The organism is Streptomyces sp. NBC_01408, assembly GCF_026340255.1.
Taxonomy (GTDB): domain Bacteria; phylum Actinomycetota; class Actinomycetes; order Streptomycetales; family Streptomycetaceae; genus Streptomyces.
Genome location: NZ_JAPEPJ010000002.1, coordinates 470,132 through 488,985 on the forward strand (window position 1 = coordinate 470,132; position 18,854 = coordinate 488,985).

An 18,854-nucleotide genomic window follows, 5' to 3' on the forward strand; every position below is an offset into this window, starting at 1 on the left:
CGGCTGGCGTATCCGAACCTTCGCTCTATGCAGCCCCCTAAAGAGTCCCCGCGTGCGAGCGACGGAATAGAAGCTTGTCAGTCGCATGCGTGCAGGCACCCTGGGACGCGGACCGGGCCGCCCTCGCCGATCAGGGCACGAAGCCGGTCCAGCTGGTCCCTGTGGTCGACTTCGGGATCTTCTCGGTGCCCGCTGCAACGACCCGGGCACAAGGCCACCGGCACCGGGCACCGTCCGCGGGCGCGCTGTTCTTCGTTGCGGCGCGACGGTGGCTCACTGGGCATCCTCGGTCCAGACCTCTGCCTTGCCGCCTGCCGCAGCAGGCGCAGACCGTTGAGACCCACGAGAAGGTGGATCCTTCGTGGCCGGCGACTCCGAGGGGCAGCGGCAGGTGTCCGACCAGCTCCCAGAGGACGATCACCCTGATGAAGATGCCCGCGACAGGGTCTGCACGACCAGGCGGCGCGCTGACGCTGTGGCACTGGTATGGGTCCTCGATGAAACCGACCAGCCGCTCAGCGTTCTCCCGGTGGAACGGGCGCTTGATCAGTGCATCCAGCCGGTCAGACGGCTTGTCGGTCAGCATAGCCACGGGGGATTCTTCCTGGAACAGTCCCCTGTTCCAGTGAATTCGCACCATCGCGGCCAACCGGCATACCGCGGCTCAGACGGAATGGCGCTAGCGATCGTTTGTCTGCGGGACTCCTCTCATCGCTGGGAGCATGCACACCCAGGCAGCGCGGTCTCGGTCGTCAGCGGATTGCAAAGCGGGTGGACGGCGGGCGAACACGGTACGGACCGCCACACCGCGCGCCCGGGGCGACATGCCGCGCCATCATCAGGCCCGCGGACACTCTTACGGCAGCGCCGTTCATCGCCCTACCTCCCGGAAGCGCACCTCGCGGAGACTGCACAGCGGACGCCACTGCGACGACCGCTGCAGGGGCTGTCGGCTTCCTACAAGCGGTAGCACCCAGGCGATCAGACTCTCGGTCCGGCCCTTGCGAGGCGCAGTGGGCCCCGCGACCGGCACGTAGCCGGGAACAACTTCCAGGCAAGCGCCGATCGCCGACGAAGCCGATTCGACGTCTGCACCTGCCCGAAGTTTTATCTGATGCAGTGTCAGAAAAGTCAGCATTGGGTCAGCATTCGTAGACACACGCCCACCCGCGGACGCCCGCAGAGGGGGAAGGCCCCGCACCATCGAAGGGCAAGCGCGGGGCGTGATCGGAAGCACCGAGCCTTCAGCAACCGGAAGGGCGCACAAGCCGCGCCCAGCGGGACCGCCTCTCTCCAGTTGTCGCAGGTCAGTGCACTCGGCCGCGTGCCTTGAGGTGGATCGGGGGCAGGTCAGGAGCCGGAAGCGGAGGGCCGTCATACCCCTTCACCTCGCCGAATCTGGTCCCATTCATCCAGTCCTCGCGGGCCTGTGCGATATCCTCATGGGAGCGGCCAATCCAGTTCCAGAACATCACGATCTCCTCCTCGAACGGTTCGCCGCCCAGGAGCATCAAGCCCGCATCCGAGGTTGCCCGCAGGGGGAGTTCGGTGCGGCCGCAGCCCAGGTAGAGCATCGAGCCGGGGAGGAGCGGGACGCCGTCGACGTGGGCCTCGCCCGACATCGACAGGACCGCGTACTCGAAGTCCGGGTCGAGCGGGAGGCGGGTCTCGGTGTCCGCCGCCAGGGCCAGGTCCGCGCCGACGATCGGGCTGTACGCCGTACCCGGTGAGGTCGCCGTGTCCAGGGTGCCCAGGATGACCGTCGCCGTCAGGCCCGGGGCGGTGACCTCCGGGAGCCGCGCGTGGTGCTGGAAGTGCGGGGCCACGTCCCGGTGGGCGTCCGGCAGGGCCACCCACAGCTGGGCGCCGTGCAGGAAGCGGGCGTGCGGGCGCGGGCTCTCCTCGGAGTGGCTGATGCCGCGGCCCGAGGTCATCAGGCCCAGCTCGCGGGGCCGGATCGTCTCGAGGCTGCCCACGCTGTCGCGGTGCAGGACCTCGCCCTCGTGGAGCCAGCTCACGGTCTGGAGCCCCGAGTGCGGATGCGGAGCGACCTGCATGCCCGGCTCGTCGGCGATGTCGTCCGGGCCGTAGTGGTCCACGAAGCACCAGGCGCCCACCATGCGGCGGCCCAGGTTCGGCAGGAGTCGGCGGACCTCGGTGGATTCCCCGAGCTTGACGGTCCGCGGGCTCAGGAGCTCGCGGACCGGTTCGGCCACGACGAAACCGCGGCCGCCGCAGGCGGAAAGAGCGGGCTGGCGATCGAGATTGCTCATGCGGACAACCTAGCCGCGCGGGGGCGGCGGTGCGGGGTGGAATGTTCCGCCGCACAAGCGTGTTGGAGGCGGGGTACACACCCCCTGAACGGCGGAAGGGACGCGATGAACGCGCCGACGACGTACTTCGAGCACGGGACGGCAGCCGAGCGCTGGGCGCGGGCCCAGCTCTTCTTCGAAGCGAAGGAGTACGCGACGGCCGCCCGCATCCTGGAGCCGCTGGCCGGTGAGGCCCCCGAGCAGCTGGCGCCCCGGCTGCTGCTGGCCCGCGCCTACTACCACTCCGCTCAGCTCTCCCGCGCGGAGCGCGAGCTGCGCGCCATCGTCGAGCGGTGGCCGGTGGAGGACTACGCCCAGCTGATGCTCGGCCGCACCCTGGAGCGCGGCGGCCGGGCGGACGAGGCGCGGCCGTTCCTGAGGACGGCCGCGGCGATGGCCGGCGACTACCCGGAGTAGGCCCGGCGATTTCCGGGAGCACACCCGGGGACTTTCCGGAGGTCGGCCCGGCGACTTCCCCGAGTGGGCCTGGGGTCTTCCCCGATTCGGCCCAGCGACTTCGCGGAGTCAGCCCGGCGACTTCCCGGAGTCGGCCCGGGGACTCTCCGGAGTAGGCCGGGAGTCTTCGCGGAGTCGGCCCGGCGGCTTCCCCGAGCAGAGCCTGACCGCGGCTCGGCCCCGCCCATGCGGGGTCGGGCCGTCACCTCGGTTAGCCTGGGGCCACGATGAACCGTCTGACCACGCCTTTCGGCTCCTACGAGCTCACCCGTTTCCCCGAGGACCCGCGCGACCGGCTCCGCGCCTGGGACGCCGCCGACGAGTACCTGCTCCAGCACCTCGACTCCGGCACCGGGGAACGCGGGCCGGTGGACCTCGCCGCCGCCGGCCAGATCACGGTGCTCGGGGACCGCTGGGGGGCGCTGACGACGGCGCTCGCCGCGTACCGCCCGACGCAGATCACCGACTCCTCCCTGAGCCGGTCCGCCACCGCGGCGAACCTGGACCGGGCCGGGATCGGCACCTCCAAGGCGACGGTGACGCTGCTGACCACGCAGGACCCGCCGCCCGAGCGGATCGACGTACTGCTGGTGCGCGTACCGAAGAGCCTGGCGCTGCTGGAGGACCAGCTGTACCGGCTGGCCCCGCACGTGCACGCGGGTACGGTCGTCATCGGCGCCGGCATGGTCAAGGAGATCCACACCTCCACGCTGCGCCTCTTCGAGAAGATCCTCGGGCCGACGAAGACCTCCCTCGCGGAGAAGAAGGCCCGGCTGATCTTCTGCACGCCGAACGCCCAGGGTGCTGCCCGCCCCGCGGGCCCCGGGCCGTGGCCGGTGACGTACACGGTGGACCAGGACGGGGGCTCGGCCGCCGGGCTGACCGCCGTCAACCACGCCGGGATCTTCTGCGCGGACCGCCTCGACGTCGGCACCCGGTTCTTCCTGCAGAACATCCCGACGAACACCGACGGCGCCCGGGTCGTGGACCTCGGCTGCGGCAACGGCCTCGTCGGCACGGCGGTCGCGGTCGCCGACCCGGACGCCGAGGTCGTCTTCACCGACGAGTCCTACCAGGCGGTCGCCTCCGCGCAGGCCACGTACCGGGCGAATGTCCGCGAGGGCCGGCGCACCGCCGAGTTCCACGTCGGGGACGGCGTGGCCATGCTGTCCCCCGCATCCGTGGACCTGGTGCTGTGCAACCCGCCCTTCCACTCCCACCAGGCCACGACCGACGCCACGGCGCTGCGGATGTTCGCCCAGTCGCGCAAGGCCCTGCGGCCCCGCGGCGAGCTGTGGGTGGTCGCCAACCGGCACATGGGGTACCACACCCACCTGCGCCGCCTCTTCGGCAACAGTGAAGTCGTCGCGAGCGAGCCGAAGTTCGTGGTGCTGCGCGCGGTCAAGCAGGAGCGTCCGCGACCTATGTGACCTGCCGGTACGTCCTACACTCTGCCGCGTGAGCAGCCAGGCGGAGCGTGACGACCGGACAGTCGGCGAAGACGGGAGCGAAGACGGAGGCGGGAGCGAGGGCGGGAGCGAGGGCGGCGGCGAAGGCGGGAGCACGCCCGGCAGCGGGCACGGGCCCGGGCGCTACCGCCGGGAGGACGTGGCCCGGGCAGCCGGCGTCAAGGTGCGGAACCTGCGCTACTACCAGGAGCGCGGGCTGCTCCCGCCACCCCGCCGGGAGGGCCGGATCACCTGGTACTCCGACGACCACCTCACCCGGCTGCGCCTGATCAGCGACCTGCTGGGCCGCGGCTACACGGTCAACGGCATCGCGGAGCTGCTGCACGCCTGGGAGGAAGGCGGCGGTCTGTCCCAACTCCTGGGCCTGGAACGGGAGATGACCCGGGACTGGGTGCAGGAGGAGCCGGTCACGATGACCCGCGCGCAGCTGCGGGAGCTGTTCGGCCCGGCGGCCACGGCCGAGGACACCCGGCGGGCGGCGGAGCTGGGGTACGTGACGGTCGACGGGGACCTGGTCACGTACCCGAGCCGGCGGCTGCTGGAGGCGACGCTCGCGCTGGTGCGGCAGGGGGTGCCGCTCGCGGAGATCCTGGACGCGGGGGACTTCGTACAGACGCAGGCGGCCGCGCTCGCGGACCGCTTCGTCGGGCTGTTCCGGCGGCATGTGATCGGCGAGGAGGGGCTGGAGCAGCTTTCGGCCACACAGCTCCAGCACATCACGCGGGCGGTGACGGCGCTGCGTCCGGTGGCCGGCGAGGTCGTGGCCGCGGAGTTCGCGCGCGCGATGGCGCGGCGGGTCGACGCGGAGGTCGCCGAGCTGCTGCGTACGGAGCAGTAGGAGTCGGCCGAAAAGGTGCGCTCGCACAACCTTGCCAACCTCCATTGGCACTCTTACATTCAACTCGTCGGTAACAACAAAGGTGCACAGCCGGAATAAGGGACGATCTCATGGCAGATTCCCCGCACTTATCCAACCCGCCCGGCTCCGCGGACGACGAGGGCGGCGGCGCCGCGCGCAGCGCCGACGGCCGGGTCCGCTGGCGCCGGTTCGCCCTGTTGACCGTTCCCGCCGTCGCCGTCACGGCGGGCCTCGGGATCGCCCTGGCGCAGGGGGCCCTCGCCGCCTCCTTCGCCGTGTCGGGGCAGCAGTTCAAGGTGTCGGCGAAGAGCCTGGAGGGCGAGGGTTTCGCCCAGTACGGCAGCGTCGACGTCAATGCCCGCGAGGAGCTCATCCCGGTGGCGGTCACCGCCATCAGGGAGGCCAAGCTCCACAGCCTCTGCCAGTCCGTGGTCACCACGCTCCCGGTGATCGGGGACATCTCACTCAACCTCACGGCCGGTCAGAAGGCCCCGGTCGAGGCGAGCAACCTGTTCGTCGACGCGACCCAGCTCTCCGGCGACGCCGTCTTCAGCAACATCGAGATCGGCCGCGACGCCTCCACCCTCGACAAGGGGCCGGCCGACGCGCAGGGCATGCAGGACCTGTTCGCACAGCAGGCGGACACCGTCAGCATCACCGATCTCCAGCAGACCGCGTGGGCCACCAACGCGGGCACCTTCAAGCTGTCCGGCCTGAAGATGGACATCAGCAAGGGCAAGAAGGAATGCTTCTGAGGCGCACCGCCGGACGGGAGCGCGCGGGCGCCGGCCGGTTCCGCCGCTGGCGGCGGAGCAGACCCTTCTGGGGAGGGTTCTTCGCCATCCTGGCGGGGGCCGAGATCTGCGTCCTGCCCCTGGCACCGCTGAAGGTGATGCTCCAGCAGGGGGTGGCGGGAATCCCGTCCGTCCTGATGGGGATCATCATGATCGTGCTCGGTCTCACCGCCTGGTTCGCGCCGCCCCAGCGCGGCCCCGCGGGCGTCCTCACCACCCTCATCGCCACTGCCGCGCTGGTCATGTCGAACCTGGGCGGCTTCCTGATCGGCACCCTGCTCGGCATTCTCGGCGGCGGCCTGATGTTCGCGTGGCAGCCGTACGCCGCCCCGCGCGCCGGTGGCGCGAAGCCCGGCGGCAGTACTCCCCCACCCGCCACGTCCGCCGCATCGGCTCCTGCCTCCACCGCCGCTCCCGCTTCCGCCTCCGCTCCTGCTTCCGCTCCCACCGCGCACCACGATCCCCAAGGAGCACAGCCATGATCCGTACGCGCACCGCGCTCGCCCTCGCGACGGCCGCCGTCGGCATGCTGTCGGTGGCCTCGGTCACCGCCACCGCCAGCGCCGCGCCGTTACCGCTGGCCGGGTCGACCACCGTCACCCCGGCCGGTCACGCGTTCAAGGCCAATCTCAGCGGGAAGGCCACCCTCAAGGCCGGGTCGGTGACGGTGACCTGCACGGTCTCCGTGGCCACCGGCACGGTGCCGGCCGCCCCCGGCAACCACAACGCGGCCGGGCCGGTCTCCTCGCCGATCTCCGCGCCGACGTACAGCTCCTGCACCTCCAGCATCCCCGGCGTGACCCCGACGGTCACCACCAGCGGGGCCTGGACGGTGTCGATGCAGGACGGTTCCCCCATCACCGCCACCATGACCGTGCCGGTCGGCGGACTGGTGGTCAAGACGACCGGGCTCGCCAACTGCACCGTCACCGCGGCGCCCACGGCCGCCGCGAACGTCGGCGGCACCTGGGCCAACGGCGCGCCGCCGAGCCTGACCTTCGCCAACGCGTCCGTACCGGTCAAGGTCACCGGCGGGTTCGGCTGTCCCACGAGCGCGACCGCCTCGACCTTCAACGCCGTGTACCTCGTCTCCGACACGACCGACCCGGCGCAGCAGATCACCGTCGGCCCCTGACCCGCCATCCCTCAGGGGCAGGCCCGCCGGTCCCGGACGTGTCCGGGACCGGCGGGCCACTCTTGTGCGGGGCCTCAGCCGTAGCACCCAGGCCCGGGAAATTGCGTTGCCGGGCGGCGTCGACCGGGAGACGCTTCCCTGCATGTCACAGAGCACCGTGCAGTCCCCCACCGAACCCGCCCGTGCACCGCGGGACGTCTCCGACCTCTTCTCCGCCGGCCGCCTCAAGGTGATCCCGCGCAAGGCCGCCCGGCGCGAGCAGTTGCTCGTCCACCTCACCGAGACGCTCTTCGCGCCGGAACGGGAGTACACCGAACCCGAGGTGAACGACGCGCTGCGCACGGTGCACGAGGACTGCTCCGCCCTGCGACGCTATCTGATCACCTCGGGCCTGCTGACCCGCACCCGTGACGGCAGCAGCTACCGGCGGTCCACCACCACCCGGTAATGGGTCGTCAGCCGCCCGTCCTCGCCCAGTACGTGGAAGGCGACGGCGGGCGGCTCGTCGAGGTGCACGTGGTGCTCGGGACCCTCCTGGGGCTCCCAGGGCAGCCGTAGCGTGGAGACCACGCCGGGTGCGACGAGCAGCGGCCGGCCCGCGAAGGTGGTGGCCGCCGCGGTGTGCGCGTGACCGCAGAGGAAGGCGGTCAGGTGGGGGTGCCGGCCGGCCAGCTCCGCGAGGCGCTCTTCCCCGAACTGCCTGATCTCGTCGACGTAGGGCGTGTGCAGCGGCACGGGCGGGTGGTGGAAGCCGACCAGGACCGGGGTGTCCCGGGGGGTGCCGGCGAGGACGTCCTCCAGCCAGGCCAGCGTGGAGTCGGCCAGCAGGCCGTGGTCCTCGCCGGGTACGGAGGAGTCGCAGACCGCGAGGACGAAGCCCTCACCGCGCAGCACCTGGTCGACCGGCGCGGCTGACGGGACGCCCGCGGGGTCCGCCTCCTCGCCCAGCAGGACCTGCCGGAAGGCCGCGCGTTCGTCGTGGTTGCCCGGGCAGACGACCAGCGGGTGCCGCGAGACCAGGAGCTTGCGCGCCTGTTCGTACTCGGCGGCCGTACCGTGGTCGGCTATGTCCCCGCTCACCAACACGGCGTCCAGGTCGTACGGGAGGGATTCCAGGTAGTCCATCACGGTGCGGGTGCGGTCGGCGGCCCGCCGGTCGCCGTCGAGGTGGACATCACTGAGGTGGGCGATCACGATCACGGTGCGCGGCCTCTCTCCAGAAGTGTGTACGGCCCATTCAACAGCGTCCCGCCCGCCCGTTCCAGGGCGCCCGATGACCCGTTTCCAGGGCCGATGACCCATTGTCAGAGCCGCCGTTTACTCTTCGGTCAACTGATCACGCGGGGACACAAGGGGAGGCAGCGTGCAGCGCTGGGAGTACGTCGGCGAGAGCTCTGCGAAGTTCTGGGAGGCGGGGGTTGAGGGCGCCTCGGTCACCATCCGCTTCGGGCGTTCAGGAACCGCGGGCCGCACACAGGTCAAGGAGTTCGACTCCCCTGCCGACGCCGCGTCCTACCTGGTCAAGTCCATAGCGGAGAAGGAGCGGAAGGGGTACGCGAAGACCGGCTCGGCGGTCCTGCCCGAGGGGGCCGGACCGTCCGTCCAGGCGCCGGCAGAGCCCGTCGGGGCTGCCCCCGTGCTGCCCGACGAGGACACCTTCACCCTGCCCGTCTCCTGGAAGCGGAATCTGCACCCGCGGCGCGGGGGCGTTCCGCGGACGGTGCCCGAAGTCCCCGAGGACGCGCAGCGGAAGCTGGCCGAGTGGCTGCGGAGCGAGGCCGATGCCGTCGAGCGCGTCCTCAGCTCCCCGCGCAGCGAGGCCGGCCTGGTCGAAGCGGCCCGGGCCCACCAGGGCGGCAGCCACAGCCCGCTGGGTGCCGCCGTGCTCGCGACGCCGCTGACACACCGGACGGACGGCCACCGGCTGGTCGCCGAGGCCTGGGCCGACGCTTTCGGGCTGCCCTTCGCCGCGTGCGCCGTGGTCGAACTCGTGGAGCTCCAGGGCAAGTGGGTCTCCCGCGGCAGCAAGAACGTTCTCGAAGGGGTCGAGACCTGCCCCGAGAACCCGAGGCACCTCGGCCGGAGCTACACCAAGGGTGCCCTGGACCGTATCCGCGCCCTCCTGGCCGTGGCCGACGAGGAGACCTACCGGGCCGCGGTCGCGGCCCTCGCCCTGCACCGCAAGAGCCCGCGCCGGTCCGTCAGCGTGTCCTACCTCGTGCCCTCGGAACAGGACTGGGTCGAGGACTGCTGCGCCCGCCCGGGACTGCGTGAGCACAGCCAGCACTTCGTGCGCGAGATGCTCGTCTGTTCGCTCGGCACGCCGGAGCAGGCCGCCCTGTTCGGCGGCCGTGTCGACCTCGGCTGGCCCGGCTGGAACACGGCCGTCATCGCCACCGTCGCCGAGGGCGTGGGCCCGGCGATGGCTCAGCTGCTCGCGGGGGAGCTGGACGGGCAGTACGTCGGCACGGACGAGGTCAAGACCCTGGCCGGCGCGCTTGCCGAGCTGCCCTCCGACGAGGCCTTCGGCCTGCTCCTGGACCGCTCGGCCAACAAGCACGTACGCCCGCCGCTCATCGCCGCCTCCCACCGTTTCCCGGTACGCGCCCTGCACATGCTGGCGCGGGCCTCGCAGGGCTCGGACAACGCCGCTTCGATGGCACGGCAGCTGCTGAGCCGCCACGTCGCCGCCCACCGGGACATCGCCCTCGCCGTGCTGCCCGACCTGCCCGAGGACGCGGCCGCGATCGTGGCGCCGCTCGTCCACCGGGAAGGGCTGCTCTCGGAGGCTTCCCCGGACACCCTTCCCGCCCTGCTGACCAGCCCTCCGTGGACGCGCAAGCGCCGCGCCGCCGCCAAGCCTCGCGTGGTCGAGGGGCTCACCGCGCCGACCGGTTCGCGGGTGGAGTGGCGGCCGGGTGAGCGGGAGTCCTGGGCCGCCACCGAGTCGTGGATCAGCCAGTGGCAGCCGTACCGCCACCCGCTGGAGCACTTCCTCGAAGGGCTGCGCAAGGGTGTCCGGATCAGTGCGTGGGACGCGCTGGGAGTGTTCACCCACGGCCCCGCCGAGCTGGTCCGCCCGGTGCTCCTCACCTGGCGGGGCACCGAGCACTCCTACGAGGGGCCGAAGAGCTTCAAGCCCCTCGTCGCCGCTCACGAACTGGCCGCCCTGCCCGTCTGCCTGCGCATGGTGAACCGCAACGCCACGGCCATGGTGCAGGTCCTGCTGCCCTTCGTCGACGCCGAGGTGGCCCGGGTGATGGCGGACTGCCTGGCGCGGCTGAAGACCGCGGGCCAGACCGCCCGCACCTGGTTCGCCCGGCACGGCGCCGCCGCGGCCGGGCTGCTCGTCCCGGACGCCCTCGGCGCGCCCGGGGAGGCCCGTACGGCCGCCGAGCGGGCGCTCACGCTGATCGCGGCGACGCACGGCGCGGACACCGTCCGCGAGGCCGCCGCGGCGTACGGCGCGGAGGCCGCCGAGGCCATCGGGGTGCTGCTCGCCTCCGACCCGCTGGAGTCGGCGCTGCCCGCCCGCATGCCCAAGGTGGCGGAATGGGCGGACCCGCACGCGCTGCCGCAGCTCAGGCTGGTGGCCGGGGGCGCCCTGCCGGCCGCGTCGGCCGCGCACGTCGTCACGATGCTGGCGATCTCCAAGCCGGGCCAGGTGTACCCGGGACTCGCCCAGGTCCGGGAGCTGTGCACGAAGGAGTCCCTGACGGTGTTCGTCTGGGCCCTGTTCGGTGAGTGGCAGCTCTCGGGGATGCCCCCGAAGGAGGCGTGGGCGCTGCACGCGCTCGGCTGGTTCGGCGACGACGAGACCGTACGGGCCCTCACCCCCGTCATCCGGTCCTGGCCGGGCGAGGGCGCGCACCAGCGGGCCGTGGAGGGGCTCGACGTGCTGGCGTCCATCGGTACGGACGTGGCCCTGATGCACCTGCACGGGATCGCCCAGCGGGTGAAGTTCAAGGCGCTCAAGCTCCGCGCGCAGGAGAAGATCTCCGAGGTGGCGGCCGAACTGGGGCTGACCGCCGAGCAGCTGGCCGACCGGCTGGTCCCGGACTTCGGTCTGGACGCGGACGGGAGCACGGTCGTCGACTACGGCACGCGCCGGTTCACCGTCGGCTTCGACGAGCGGCTGGTCCCGTACGTGCGGGACGAGTCGGGCCGACCGCTGAAGGACCTGCCCAAACCGGGCGTACGGGACGACGCGGAGCTGGCCCCGGCCGAGCGCAAGCGGTTCACGGCGCTGAAGAAGGACGTGCGGACGATCGCCTCGGACCAGGTGCGGCGGCTGGAGGCCGCGATGGTCGAGCGGCGCACGTGGACCGGCGAGGAGTTCCGCCGGCTGTTCGTCGAGCACCCGCTCGTCTGGCACCTGGTGCGTCGCCTCGTCTGGCTGGCGGCCGACGCGGAGGGCACGGTGACGGCCTTCCGGGTGGCCGAGGACCGTACGTACGCGGATGCCGAGGACGAGGCGGTGACCGTCCCGGACACGGCGAGCGTCAGCGTGGCGCACCCGTTGCACCTGTCCCCGTCCGAACTGGCCGCCTGGTCGGAGCTGTTCGCCGACTACGAGATCCTCCAGCCGTTCCCCCAGCTGGGCCGGCCGGTGCTCGCCGTCACCGAGGAGGAGGCGGGCGGGGCCCGGCTCACCCGCTTCGAGGGCGTCAAGGTGCCGGTCGGCAAGCTGCTCGGGATGCAGAAGCGCGGCTGGGAGCGCGGTGAGCCGCAGGACGCGGGCGTGGAGCGGTGGTTCTCGCGCCGGCTGGGTCCCGAGTGCCATCTGGTGATCGCGCTCGACGAGGGCATCGCGGTGGGCATGGTCCAGGAGTTCCCCGACCAGGTGCTGGAGACGATCTGGCTGGACCGGCAGCCCTGCGACCACTACCCGTTGCGCGCGTACCCGATGAAGTTCGCCGACCTGGACCCGGTCATCGTCTCCGAGGTGCTGGCCGATCTGACGGAGCTGACGTCATGACCACCCCTGAAGAGCAGTTGCAGCGGCCGCCCGCCGAGGTCCGGTACGCCGAGGAGCTCGCCACGCTGCGCGCCCACGACGCCGACCACCGGCCGCCGGGCTGGCAGCTGAGCCTGCGGGCCGCCCGCCGCTTCGTCGTCGGTGACGAGGAGGCCGGCATCAGCCGCAAGTTCGTCGGCGACACGGCCCTGGTCGAGCGGGCACTGGTGACGCTGGCGACCAACCGCGGCCTGATGCTGGTCGGCGAGCCGGGAACGGCCAAGTCCCTGCTGTCCGAGCTGATCTCGGCGGCCGTCAGCGGCGACTCCACCCTGGTCGTCCAGGGCGGGGCGGCGACCACCGAGGACCAGATCAAGTACTCCTGGAACTACGCCCTGCTCGTCGCCGAGGGCCCCTCCCCGCGCTCGCTGGTGCCCGCGCCGATGCTGACCGGGATGCGGGAGGGCCGGCTCGTCCGCTTCGAGGAGATCACCCGCTGCCCGCTGGAGGTACAGGACTCCCTGCTGTCGCTGCTGTCCGAACGGGTGGTGTCCATACCCGAGCTGGAGGGGCCCGAGAGCATGGCCTTCGCCCGCCAGGGCTTCAACGTGATCGCTACGGCGAACACCCGCGACCGCGGGGTCAACGAGATGAGCGCCGCACTCAAGCGGCGGTTCAACTACGAGACCGTCTTCCCCATCGCCGATCCGGACACCGAGACCGCCCTGGTCGAGGCCGAGGCCACGGCCCTGCTGCGCCGCTCGGGCGTGCCCGCGGCCCCGGACCGGGACGTCCTGGAGGTGCTGGTGACGACCTTCCGCGAACTGCGCTCCGGGGTGGCCCACGACGGCGCGGGCATGGACCGGCTGTCCTCGGTGATGAGCACCGCCGAGGCCGTGTCCGTCGCGCACGCGGTGGGCGTACGGGGCTGGTTCCTGCGGGGCGAAGCGGGCGACGCGGCCGACCTGGTCACCTGCCTGGCCGGTACGGCGGCCAAGGACAGCCCGGAGGACCTGGCACGGCTGCGCCGCTACCTGGAGCAGCGGGTGGCCAAGCGCGGCGGCGCGCAGTGGAAGGCCCTGCACGCGGCCCGCCACCTGCTGGCGGGCTGATGGCGGCCACCTTCCTGGGCGTACGCCACCACTCCCCCGCCTGTGCCCGGCTGGTGGCGCGCACGATCGAGGAGCTGCGGCCGGCCCATGTGCTGATCGAGGGCCCGGCCGATCTGAGCGGCCGGCTGGACGAGCTGCTGCTGGGCCACGAGCTGCCGGTGGCGGTGTTCAGCCACTACCGGGACGAGGAGCGGTCCGCCACCTCCTGGGCTCCGTTCTGCGCGTACTCGCCGGAGTGGGTGGCGCTCACCGCCGGGCGGGCGGCGGGAGCAGAGGTCCGCTTCATCGACCTGCCCGCCTGGCACCCGGCGTTCGACGGGCGCACCAACCGGTACGCGGACGCCGAGGCCCGGTACACGGAGGCGAGCGCGCTGCTGTGCCGCCGCTTCGAGGTGGACTCGGTGGACGCACTGTGGGACCGCCTGTTCGAGGCCGGTGAGGAGGCCGGACAGGCGTACGGCGGTCCGGGGGACGGGCCGACGGGGGGCGGGCCGGAAGGGGACGGGCCGGCCCGGCGGCTGGAGGCGTACTTCGACGTCCTGCGCGGGGACGCGGAGGCGGACGAGGGCGACCGGGCCCGGGAGGCGTACATGGCCTCCTGGGTGCGGGCCGCGGTGGCCGCGGCCGGGGACCGGCCCGTCCTCGTCGTCACGGGCGGATTCCACCGGCCCGCGCTGCGCGCCCTCGCGCAGGCCGACGGGCCCGCCCCGGACGGCTGGCCGGAGGTGCCCGCTCCGCCGCCCGGCGCGGTGGGCGGCAGTTTCCTCGTGCCGTACTCCTTCCGCCAGCTCGACGCCTTCTCCGGCTACCAGTCCGGGATGCCCTCGCCCGCGTACTACCAGCAGCTGTGGGAGGAGGGCCCGCGCGCGGCGGGCGAGGGCCTGGTGCGCGCCGTGACCGGGCGGCTGCGCGACCGGGGCCATCCGGTCTCGACGGCCGCCCTGATCGCCGCGCGGAGCACCGCACTCGGACTGGCCGCGCTGCGCGGCCATCCCGAACCGACCCGGCTCGACCTGCTGGACGGGCTGGCCGGAGCGCTGATCACCGATGCCCTCGACGAACCGCTGCCGTGGACCCGGCGCGGCCCGCTCAGCCCCGGGGCGCACCCGGTCGTCGTGGAGATGGTGGCGGCCTGCGGCGGCGACCGCGTCGGCAGGCTGCACCCCGACACGCCCGTGCCCCCGCTGGTGCACGACGTCGAGGCCCGGCTGACCGGGCTGGGCCTGGACACCGGGCGGCCGGTCAGCCTGCGCCTGACCGACCCGGCGGACCTGAACCGCAGTCAGGTGCTGCACCGGCTGCGGGTACTGGGCGTACCCGGCTTCGAGCGCGTGGCGGGCCCGGCGCACGGCACCGACCCGGTGTTCACCGAGCGCTGGGAGCCCCGTACGACGGCGCTCCGCGAGGCCGCGCTCATCGAGGCGGGCAGCTTCGGCGCGACCCTCGCCGAGGCGGCGGCCGTCGCGCTGGGCGACCGGGCGCGGGCCGCGGGCGCGGAGGCCGAAGCACTGGCCGGGGTCCTCTTCGACGCCGTGGTGTGCGGGGCCGCGGACCTGTCCGGCCGGCTGGTCGCGGAGCTGGGCGCCGGGCTGGGCCGCGCGACCGCGCTCGGGCCGCTGGGTGAGGCGCTGGGCACGGCGCTGGGCCTGTGGCGGCACGACCGGGTGTACGGCGTGGCGCGCGACCCGCTGCTCGCGGCCGCCGTCGACACCGCGGTGGGCCGCGTGCTGTGGCTCGCCGAGGGGGTGCGCGGGGCGGGCGCACCCGATCACGGCCGGCTGCGCGCGCTGGCCGCCGTACGGGACGCTCTGCTGCACGCCGAGGGGCTGCTCTCGGTCTCCCGTGCGACGGCCGCCGGGATCTGCGGGCGGATCAGCACGGACCGGTCGGCTCCGGCGGACCTGCGGGGCGCGGCGTTCGGCCTGTGCCGCGTCCTGGCGGAGGCGGCCCCGGCCCCCGGAGCCGCCTCCCGCACCGCGGCGGACGCGGCGCGGGCCGCGGCGGGTCCGCAGGAGCTCGGGGACTGGCTGGCCGGGCTGTTCGCCCTCGCCCGTGCCGAGCTGACCGGAGGCGGTGGCCCCGAACCGCTGATCGACGTACTCGACGAGCTGGTCGGCGCCATGACCGAGACGGACTTCCTGGTGGGGCTGCCCGCGCTGCGGCAGGCCTTCGCGTACTTCCCGCCCCGCGAGCGCGAGCAGATCGCCGCCCGCCTGATCGAACGGCGCGGTCTGCGCGGCTCGGCCCGGTCCCTGCTGCGGACCACCGCCGACCCGCTGCTGATCGCCCGGGCCAGAGCCTTGGAGGACCACGTGGAGCGCACGCTCGACCGCTACGGCCTGGGAAGTCCTGCCGGGCACGGCACGGTGCCGACCACGGCAGGAGGCCCCGCATGACCGGCACGACACCCGCTGGCACGACACCCAGCGGCGGCACGCCCGCCGGTGCCACACCCAACGGCACGACACCCAACGGCGCCACGCCCGCCGGTGCCACCCCCGCCGGCCCCGCCCCCGACCCCACGCTGGAGCGGTGGCGGCTCGTCCTGGGCGCCCCCGCCGAGCGCTGCACGGGCCCGCTGTCCGGCCGGGCCGCGGCCCGCGACGCGGCCCTGGACTGGCTCTACGGCCGCGACGCCGAACAGGCGCGGCGCGGGGTACGTCCCGGGGTGAGCGCGCGCCGGGGCGGCGACGGCCCCTCCGCGGTCACCGCCGTCGACTGGCTCGACGACGTCCACCGGCTCTTCCCCAAGGAGACGATCGAGCGGCTGGAGCGGGACGCCGTCGAGCTCTACGAGATCCACGAGATCGTCACCGACCCTGCGGTGCTGGAGCGCGTGGAGCCCAACGCGACCCTGCTGCGCGCCGTGCTGCGCACCAAGCACCTGATGAACCCCGAGGTGCTGCGACTGGCCCGCCGGATCGTGGAGACGGTGGTGCGCCGCCTCCTGGAGCAGCTGACCCCCGAGGTCCGGCGCTCCTTCACCGGCAGCCGTTCCCGCCGCCCGAGCCGGCTGCCGCTGGCCCGCGACTTCGACTTCCGCGGTACCGTCCGCGCCAACCTGGCCCACTACCAGCCCGCCGAGCGGCGCATCCTCATCGAGCGGCCGCGTTTCCACTCGCGTACCCGCGCGCACCTGGAGCAGTGGCAGCTGATCCTCCTGGTGGACCAGTCCGGTTCCATGGTCGATTCGGTCATCCACTCCGCGGTGACGGCGGCCAGTCTGTGGGGGCTGCCGGGCCTGAAGACCCACCTGGTGGCCTTCGACACGAACGTGGTGGACCTGAGCGGCGATGTCACCGACCCGGTGGAGCTGCTGATGCGCGTCCAGCTCGGCGGTGGGACCGACATCGCGAAGGCCGTCGACTACGGCGCCGGTCTCGTGGACAACCCGCGCCGCGCCATCGTCGTGCTGATCACCGACTTCTACGAGGGCGGCGACCCGTACCGGCTGGTGCGGGGCGTACGGGGGCTCGTCGAGCAGGGCAGCACCGTGCTGGGCCTCGCCGCGCTCGACGAGGAGGCGAATCCGGCGTACGACCGGCAGACGGCCCAGCGCCTGGCCGACGTGGGCGCTCACGTCGGCGCGATGACCCCGGGCGAGCTGGCCGCGTTCGTCGCCGAGAGGCTGGGCCGATGAAGATCCGCGCCGACCTGCTCGCCCTGGACGCCGGCACACTCGCCGAACTGGCCAACCGCGGCCTGGTCAAACGTGCCGTGAAGGAACTCGACGCGGGCGCGGGGGCGATGGTCTCCCCGGACGGGGACGACACGCTCCACGGCCGCTTCCCGGACGGCACCCGGGCCGCACTGCCGCCGGGCGCGGGCCTCGGCCAGGGCACGTGCACCTGTGGGGCGCCGGGGATCTGCCGGCACCTGCTCGGGCTGGTCCTCGCCTACCAGCGGACGGCCGCGGCCCCCGGGCCGTCACCCACGACCGGGGCGGAAGGAGAAGCAGAAGAGAGAGAAGCAGCAGTAGGAGAGGCAGCAGCCGGGGCGGCTGCGGCCTGGTCCCCCGGCGACCTGGACGACGAGGCGCTGGCCTCCGCCGTGGGCTCGCGGGCGGTCGCCGCCGCCCGCCGCGTGCTGGCCCGCGGTTACACCGCCCAGCTGCACCACCCGACCGCCGAGGAGCCGGTCGCGTGGGCCGAACTGCCCACGTGCACCGTACGGTTCCCGGTGCCGGCCCCGGACGGTGTCGGACACGCGGTCACCGACGCCGCCGGCGACCGGCGCGGGGAGATGATCGTGCTCGCCGTGTGGGCGTTCCGCGCCGCCGTGGACGACGGGCCCGCAGGCCCGCTCACCCAGGTCGACGTGGGAGGATCCGCCGCCCGGTCGAGTTCCGGCGGCCCCGAGCTGGACACGGCGGCGGCGCTCCTGCACGATCTGCTGCTCGACGGGGCCGGACACGCCGGCCCGGTACTGGCCACGGCCCTGCGCCGGGTCCGCGACCAGCTGTCCGACCGAGCCCTGCACTGGCCGGCCGGGACGCTCACCGAGCTGGTCGAACAGCTCGACGACCACGCCGCCCGGGGTGCCCGCTACCGGGCCGAGCGGCACGCCCTGCTGATCACGGAGTTCCACGCCCGGCTCCGCGCCGCCAGGGCAGCGACCGACGCAGCGACCGGGGCCACCGACGAGACCGGGACGGCCCGGCGCAGCCCCCTCGCCGTGTCCCAGGTGCTGGGCTCCGGAGAACGGGGCGACACCGCGCTGCGCCGGGTGCGGCTGACCGCGCTCGGCTGCCGGATCAGCGGCACCCCGCAGGACCGGACCGCCGAGGTGTTCCTCGCGCACGGCGCGGCCGGCACAGCGCTGGTGCTGCGCCGGCGCTGGGAGCTCGCCGAGGGCCAGGAGCCGACCGGGCCGGAGCTGGCGGCCCGGCGCCTGGCGGGGTCGTCCCTGGGGGCGGTGGCCCGGGGCAATCTGGTGAGCGACAGTGCCTCCCGTACGCCCGCAAGGTCCGTCGTCATCGGCGGCGCCCGGCTGGCGTCGACCGGGGTGACACCCGTCGGCTCCGCCTGGGAGGACCTGCCGGAGCCCCTGCTGCTACGGGACTTCGCGGCGCACGCCCGGGCGCTGGAACAACTGCCGCCGTTCCTGGTGCGGCCGCGGATCGAGGCCGACTCCGTCCACGTGGTGGAGGTGCACGCGGTGGAGGAGATCGGCTACGACCCGGCCCAGCAGCGCCTGGAGGCGAGGGTGCGCGATGCCCGGGGCGCCGTGGCGACGGTCTCGGCGGCGTACAACCCGTACAGTCCGGACTCGCTGGACGTGCTCGCCGGGGCGCTGGACGGGGGCCGCGGCGAGGTGCGCTACCTGAGCGCCTTCGTCCACGGGACGGGCCACGGGCTGTCGTTCGACCCGATCGCCGTCATGACGGCCGAGGGGGTGACCGTGCCCGACCTGGCTCCCGCGCCCGCCACCGGCTCCGTCCAGGTGGCGGCCGTACGGGCGCGGCCGCGCGATCCGCTGGCCGGGGCGCTGGAGGCCGCCCTCGCCGCCCTGGCCACGGCCGCCGGGCGGGGGCTGCGCCACCTCGGCGAGGGGGCCAGGGCCGAGCTGGAGGAGGCCGCGGCCGCGCTGGCCCGCACGGGTCTGGCCACCTCCGCCGCGCGGGTACGGGCCTTCCTCGCCGCCCACCGTCAGGAGGGCCCGCGCGCGGCCGTCGGCCCCTGGCTGGACGCGCAGATCCAGCTGCTGACCGCGCTCGAACTCCAGGGGCGTCAGGGGGTGTCGCCACTTTGACGACACCCC

At 73.5% G+C, this 18,854-nt stretch carries 15 protein-coding genes; 12 read left to right on the forward strand and 3 right to left on the reverse strand.

Annotated features, from left to right (window positions below; translation table 11 throughout):
- Positions 1-130 precede the first annotated feature (130 nt).
- Positions 131-586 (reverse strand): hypothetical protein, encoded by a 456-nt coding sequence (locus OG447_RS24565; RefSeq protein WP_266940181.1) that lies wholly within the window; start codon positions 584-586, stop codon positions 131-133.
- A gap of 721 nt (positions 587-1,307) precedes the next feature.
- Positions 1,308-2,273 (reverse strand): pirin family protein, encoded by a 966-nt coding sequence (locus tag OG447_RS24570; protein ID WP_266939375.1) that lies wholly within the window; start codon positions 2,271-2,273, stop codon positions 1,308-1,310.
- Between the two features lie 105 nt (positions 2,274-2,378).
- Between OG447_RS24570 and OG447_RS24575 the strand changes: the two genes are divergently transcribed.
- The 7 genes from OG447_RS24575 to OG447_RS24605 all read left to right on the forward strand — a co-directional run bounded on the left by OG447_RS24575 (position 2,379) and on the right by OG447_RS24605 (position 7,473).
- Entirely contained in the window at positions 2,379-2,729 is a 351-nt protein-coding gene (locus OG447_RS24575; RefSeq protein WP_266939376.1) for a tetratricopeptide repeat protein, read from the forward strand.
- Between the two features lie 275 nt (positions 2,730-3,004).
- Positions 3,005-4,198, forward strand: a complete 1,194-nt coding sequence (locus OG447_RS24580; RefSeq protein WP_266940130.1) for a methyltransferase — start codon at positions 3,005-3,007, stop codon at positions 4,196-4,198.
- A 28-nt stretch (positions 4,199-4,226) separates the two neighbouring features.
- Positions 4,227-5,075 (forward strand): MerR family transcriptional regulator, encoded by an 849-nt coding sequence (locus tag OG447_RS24585; RefSeq protein WP_266939378.1) that lies wholly within the window; start codon positions 4,227-4,229, stop codon positions 5,073-5,075.
- 218 nt (positions 5,076-5,293) lie between these two features.
- Complete coding sequence (locus tag OG447_RS24590; protein ID WP_266940131.1) at positions 5,294-5,851, forward strand: DUF6230 family protein; 558 nt, start codon at positions 5,294-5,296, stop codon at positions 5,849-5,851.
- Positions 5,842-6,372 (forward strand): DUF6114 domain-containing protein, encoded by a 531-nt coding sequence (locus tag OG447_RS24595; protein ID WP_266939379.1) that lies wholly within the window; start codon positions 5,842-5,844, stop codon positions 6,370-6,372. Before OG447_RS24590 ends, OG447_RS24595 begins: the two co-directional genes overlap by 10 nt.
- Positions 6,369-7,025 (forward strand): hypothetical protein, encoded by a 657-nt coding sequence (locus tag OG447_RS24600; RefSeq protein WP_266939380.1) that lies wholly within the window; start codon positions 6,369-6,371, stop codon positions 7,023-7,025. The genes OG447_RS24595 and OG447_RS24600 overlap by 4 nt, the downstream gene beginning before the upstream one ends.
- A gap of 142 nt (positions 7,026-7,167) precedes the next feature.
- A complete protein-coding gene (locus tag OG447_RS24605; protein ID WP_266939381.1) occupies positions 7,168-7,473 on the forward strand; it encodes a DUF2087 domain-containing protein in 306 nt (101 codons plus the stop codon).
- On the opposite strand, the gene OG447_RS24610 is transcribed toward OG447_RS24605, so the two are convergent.
- Positions 7,446-8,225 carry a metallophosphoesterase gene (locus OG447_RS24610; RefSeq protein WP_266939382.1) on the reverse strand — a complete coding sequence of 260 codons (780 nt, stop codon included), beginning with the start codon at positions 8,223-8,225 and terminating at the stop codon, positions 7,446-7,448. The genes OG447_RS24605 and OG447_RS24610 overlap by 28 nt on opposite strands.
- Before the next feature lie 163 nt (positions 8,226-8,388).
- On the opposite strand from OG447_RS24610, the gene OG447_RS24615 reads away from it, so the two are divergent.
- Genes OG447_RS24615 through OG447_RS24635 form a run of 5 tightly spaced genes read left to right on the forward strand, consistent with a single transcriptional unit; the run spans position 8,389 to position 18,845 of the window.
- Positions 8,389-12,003, forward strand: a complete 3,615-nt coding sequence (locus tag OG447_RS24615) for a WGR and DUF4132 domain-containing protein (protein WP_266939383.1) — start codon at positions 8,389-8,391, stop codon at positions 12,001-12,003.
- Entirely contained in the window at positions 12,000-13,094 is a 1,095-nt protein-coding gene (locus OG447_RS24620) for an AAA family ATPase (RefSeq protein ID WP_266939384.1), read from the forward strand. The genes OG447_RS24615 and OG447_RS24620 overlap by 4 nt, the downstream gene beginning before the upstream one ends.
- The gene (locus tag OG447_RS24625) at positions 13,094-15,490 is read left to right on the forward strand and encodes a DUF5682 family protein (RefSeq protein WP_266939385.1); all 2,397 of its coding nucleotides are present in this window, start codon (positions 13,094-13,096) and stop codon (positions 15,488-15,490) included. The genes OG447_RS24620 and OG447_RS24625 overlap by 1 nt, the downstream gene beginning before the upstream one ends.
- Positions 15,487-16,734 (forward strand): VWA domain-containing protein, encoded by a 1,248-nt coding sequence (locus OG447_RS24630; protein ID WP_266939386.1) that lies wholly within the window; start codon positions 15,487-15,489, stop codon positions 16,732-16,734. Before OG447_RS24625 ends, OG447_RS24630 begins: the two co-directional genes overlap by 4 nt.
- Positions 16,731-18,845, forward strand: a complete 2,115-nt coding sequence (locus OG447_RS24635) for a hypothetical protein (protein WP_266939387.1) — start codon at positions 16,731-16,733, stop codon at positions 18,843-18,845. The genes OG447_RS24630 and OG447_RS24635 overlap by 4 nt, the downstream gene beginning before the upstream one ends.
- Positions 18,846-18,854: the final 9 nt, after the last annotated feature.

Excerpts from the sequence above, each read along its gene's own strand:
- OG447_RS24565 (WP_266940181.1), bottom strand. The coding sequence starts at position 586 with ATGCTGACCGACAAGCCGTCTGACCGGCTGGATGCACTGATCAAGCGC.
- OG447_RS24570 (WP_266939375.1), bottom strand. The coding sequence starts at position 2,273 with ATGAGCAATCTCGATCGCCAGCCCGCTCTTTCCGCCTGCGGCGGCCGC.
- OG447_RS24575 (WP_266939376.1), top strand. The coding sequence starts at position 2,379 with ATGAACGCGCCGACGACGTACTTCGAGCACGGGACGGCAGCCGAGCGC.
- OG447_RS24595 (WP_266939379.1), top strand. The coding sequence starts at position 5,842 with ATGCTTCTGAGGCGCACCGCCGGACGGGAGCGCGCGGGCGCCGGCCGG.
- OG447_RS24600 (WP_266939380.1), top strand. The coding sequence starts at position 6,369 with ATGATCCGTACGCGCACCGCGCTCGCCCTCGCGACGGCCGCCGTCGGC.
- OG447_RS24605 (WP_266939381.1), top strand. The coding sequence starts at position 7,168 with ATGTCACAGAGCACCGTGCAGTCCCCCACCGAACCCGCCCGTGCACCG.
- OG447_RS24620 (WP_266939384.1), top strand. The coding sequence starts at position 12,000 with ATGACCACCCCTGAAGAGCAGTTGCAGCGGCCGCCCGCCGAGGTCCGG.
- OG447_RS24625 (WP_266939385.1), top strand. The coding sequence starts at position 13,094 with ATGGCGGCCACCTTCCTGGGCGTACGCCACCACTCCCCCGCCTGTGCC.
- OG447_RS24630 (WP_266939386.1), top strand. The coding sequence starts at position 15,487 with ATGACCGGCACGACACCCGCTGGCACGACACCCAGCGGCGGCACGCCC.
- OG447_RS24635 (WP_266939387.1), top strand. The coding sequence starts at position 16,731 with ATGAAGATCCGCGCCGACCTGCTCGCCCTGGACGCCGGCACACTCGCC.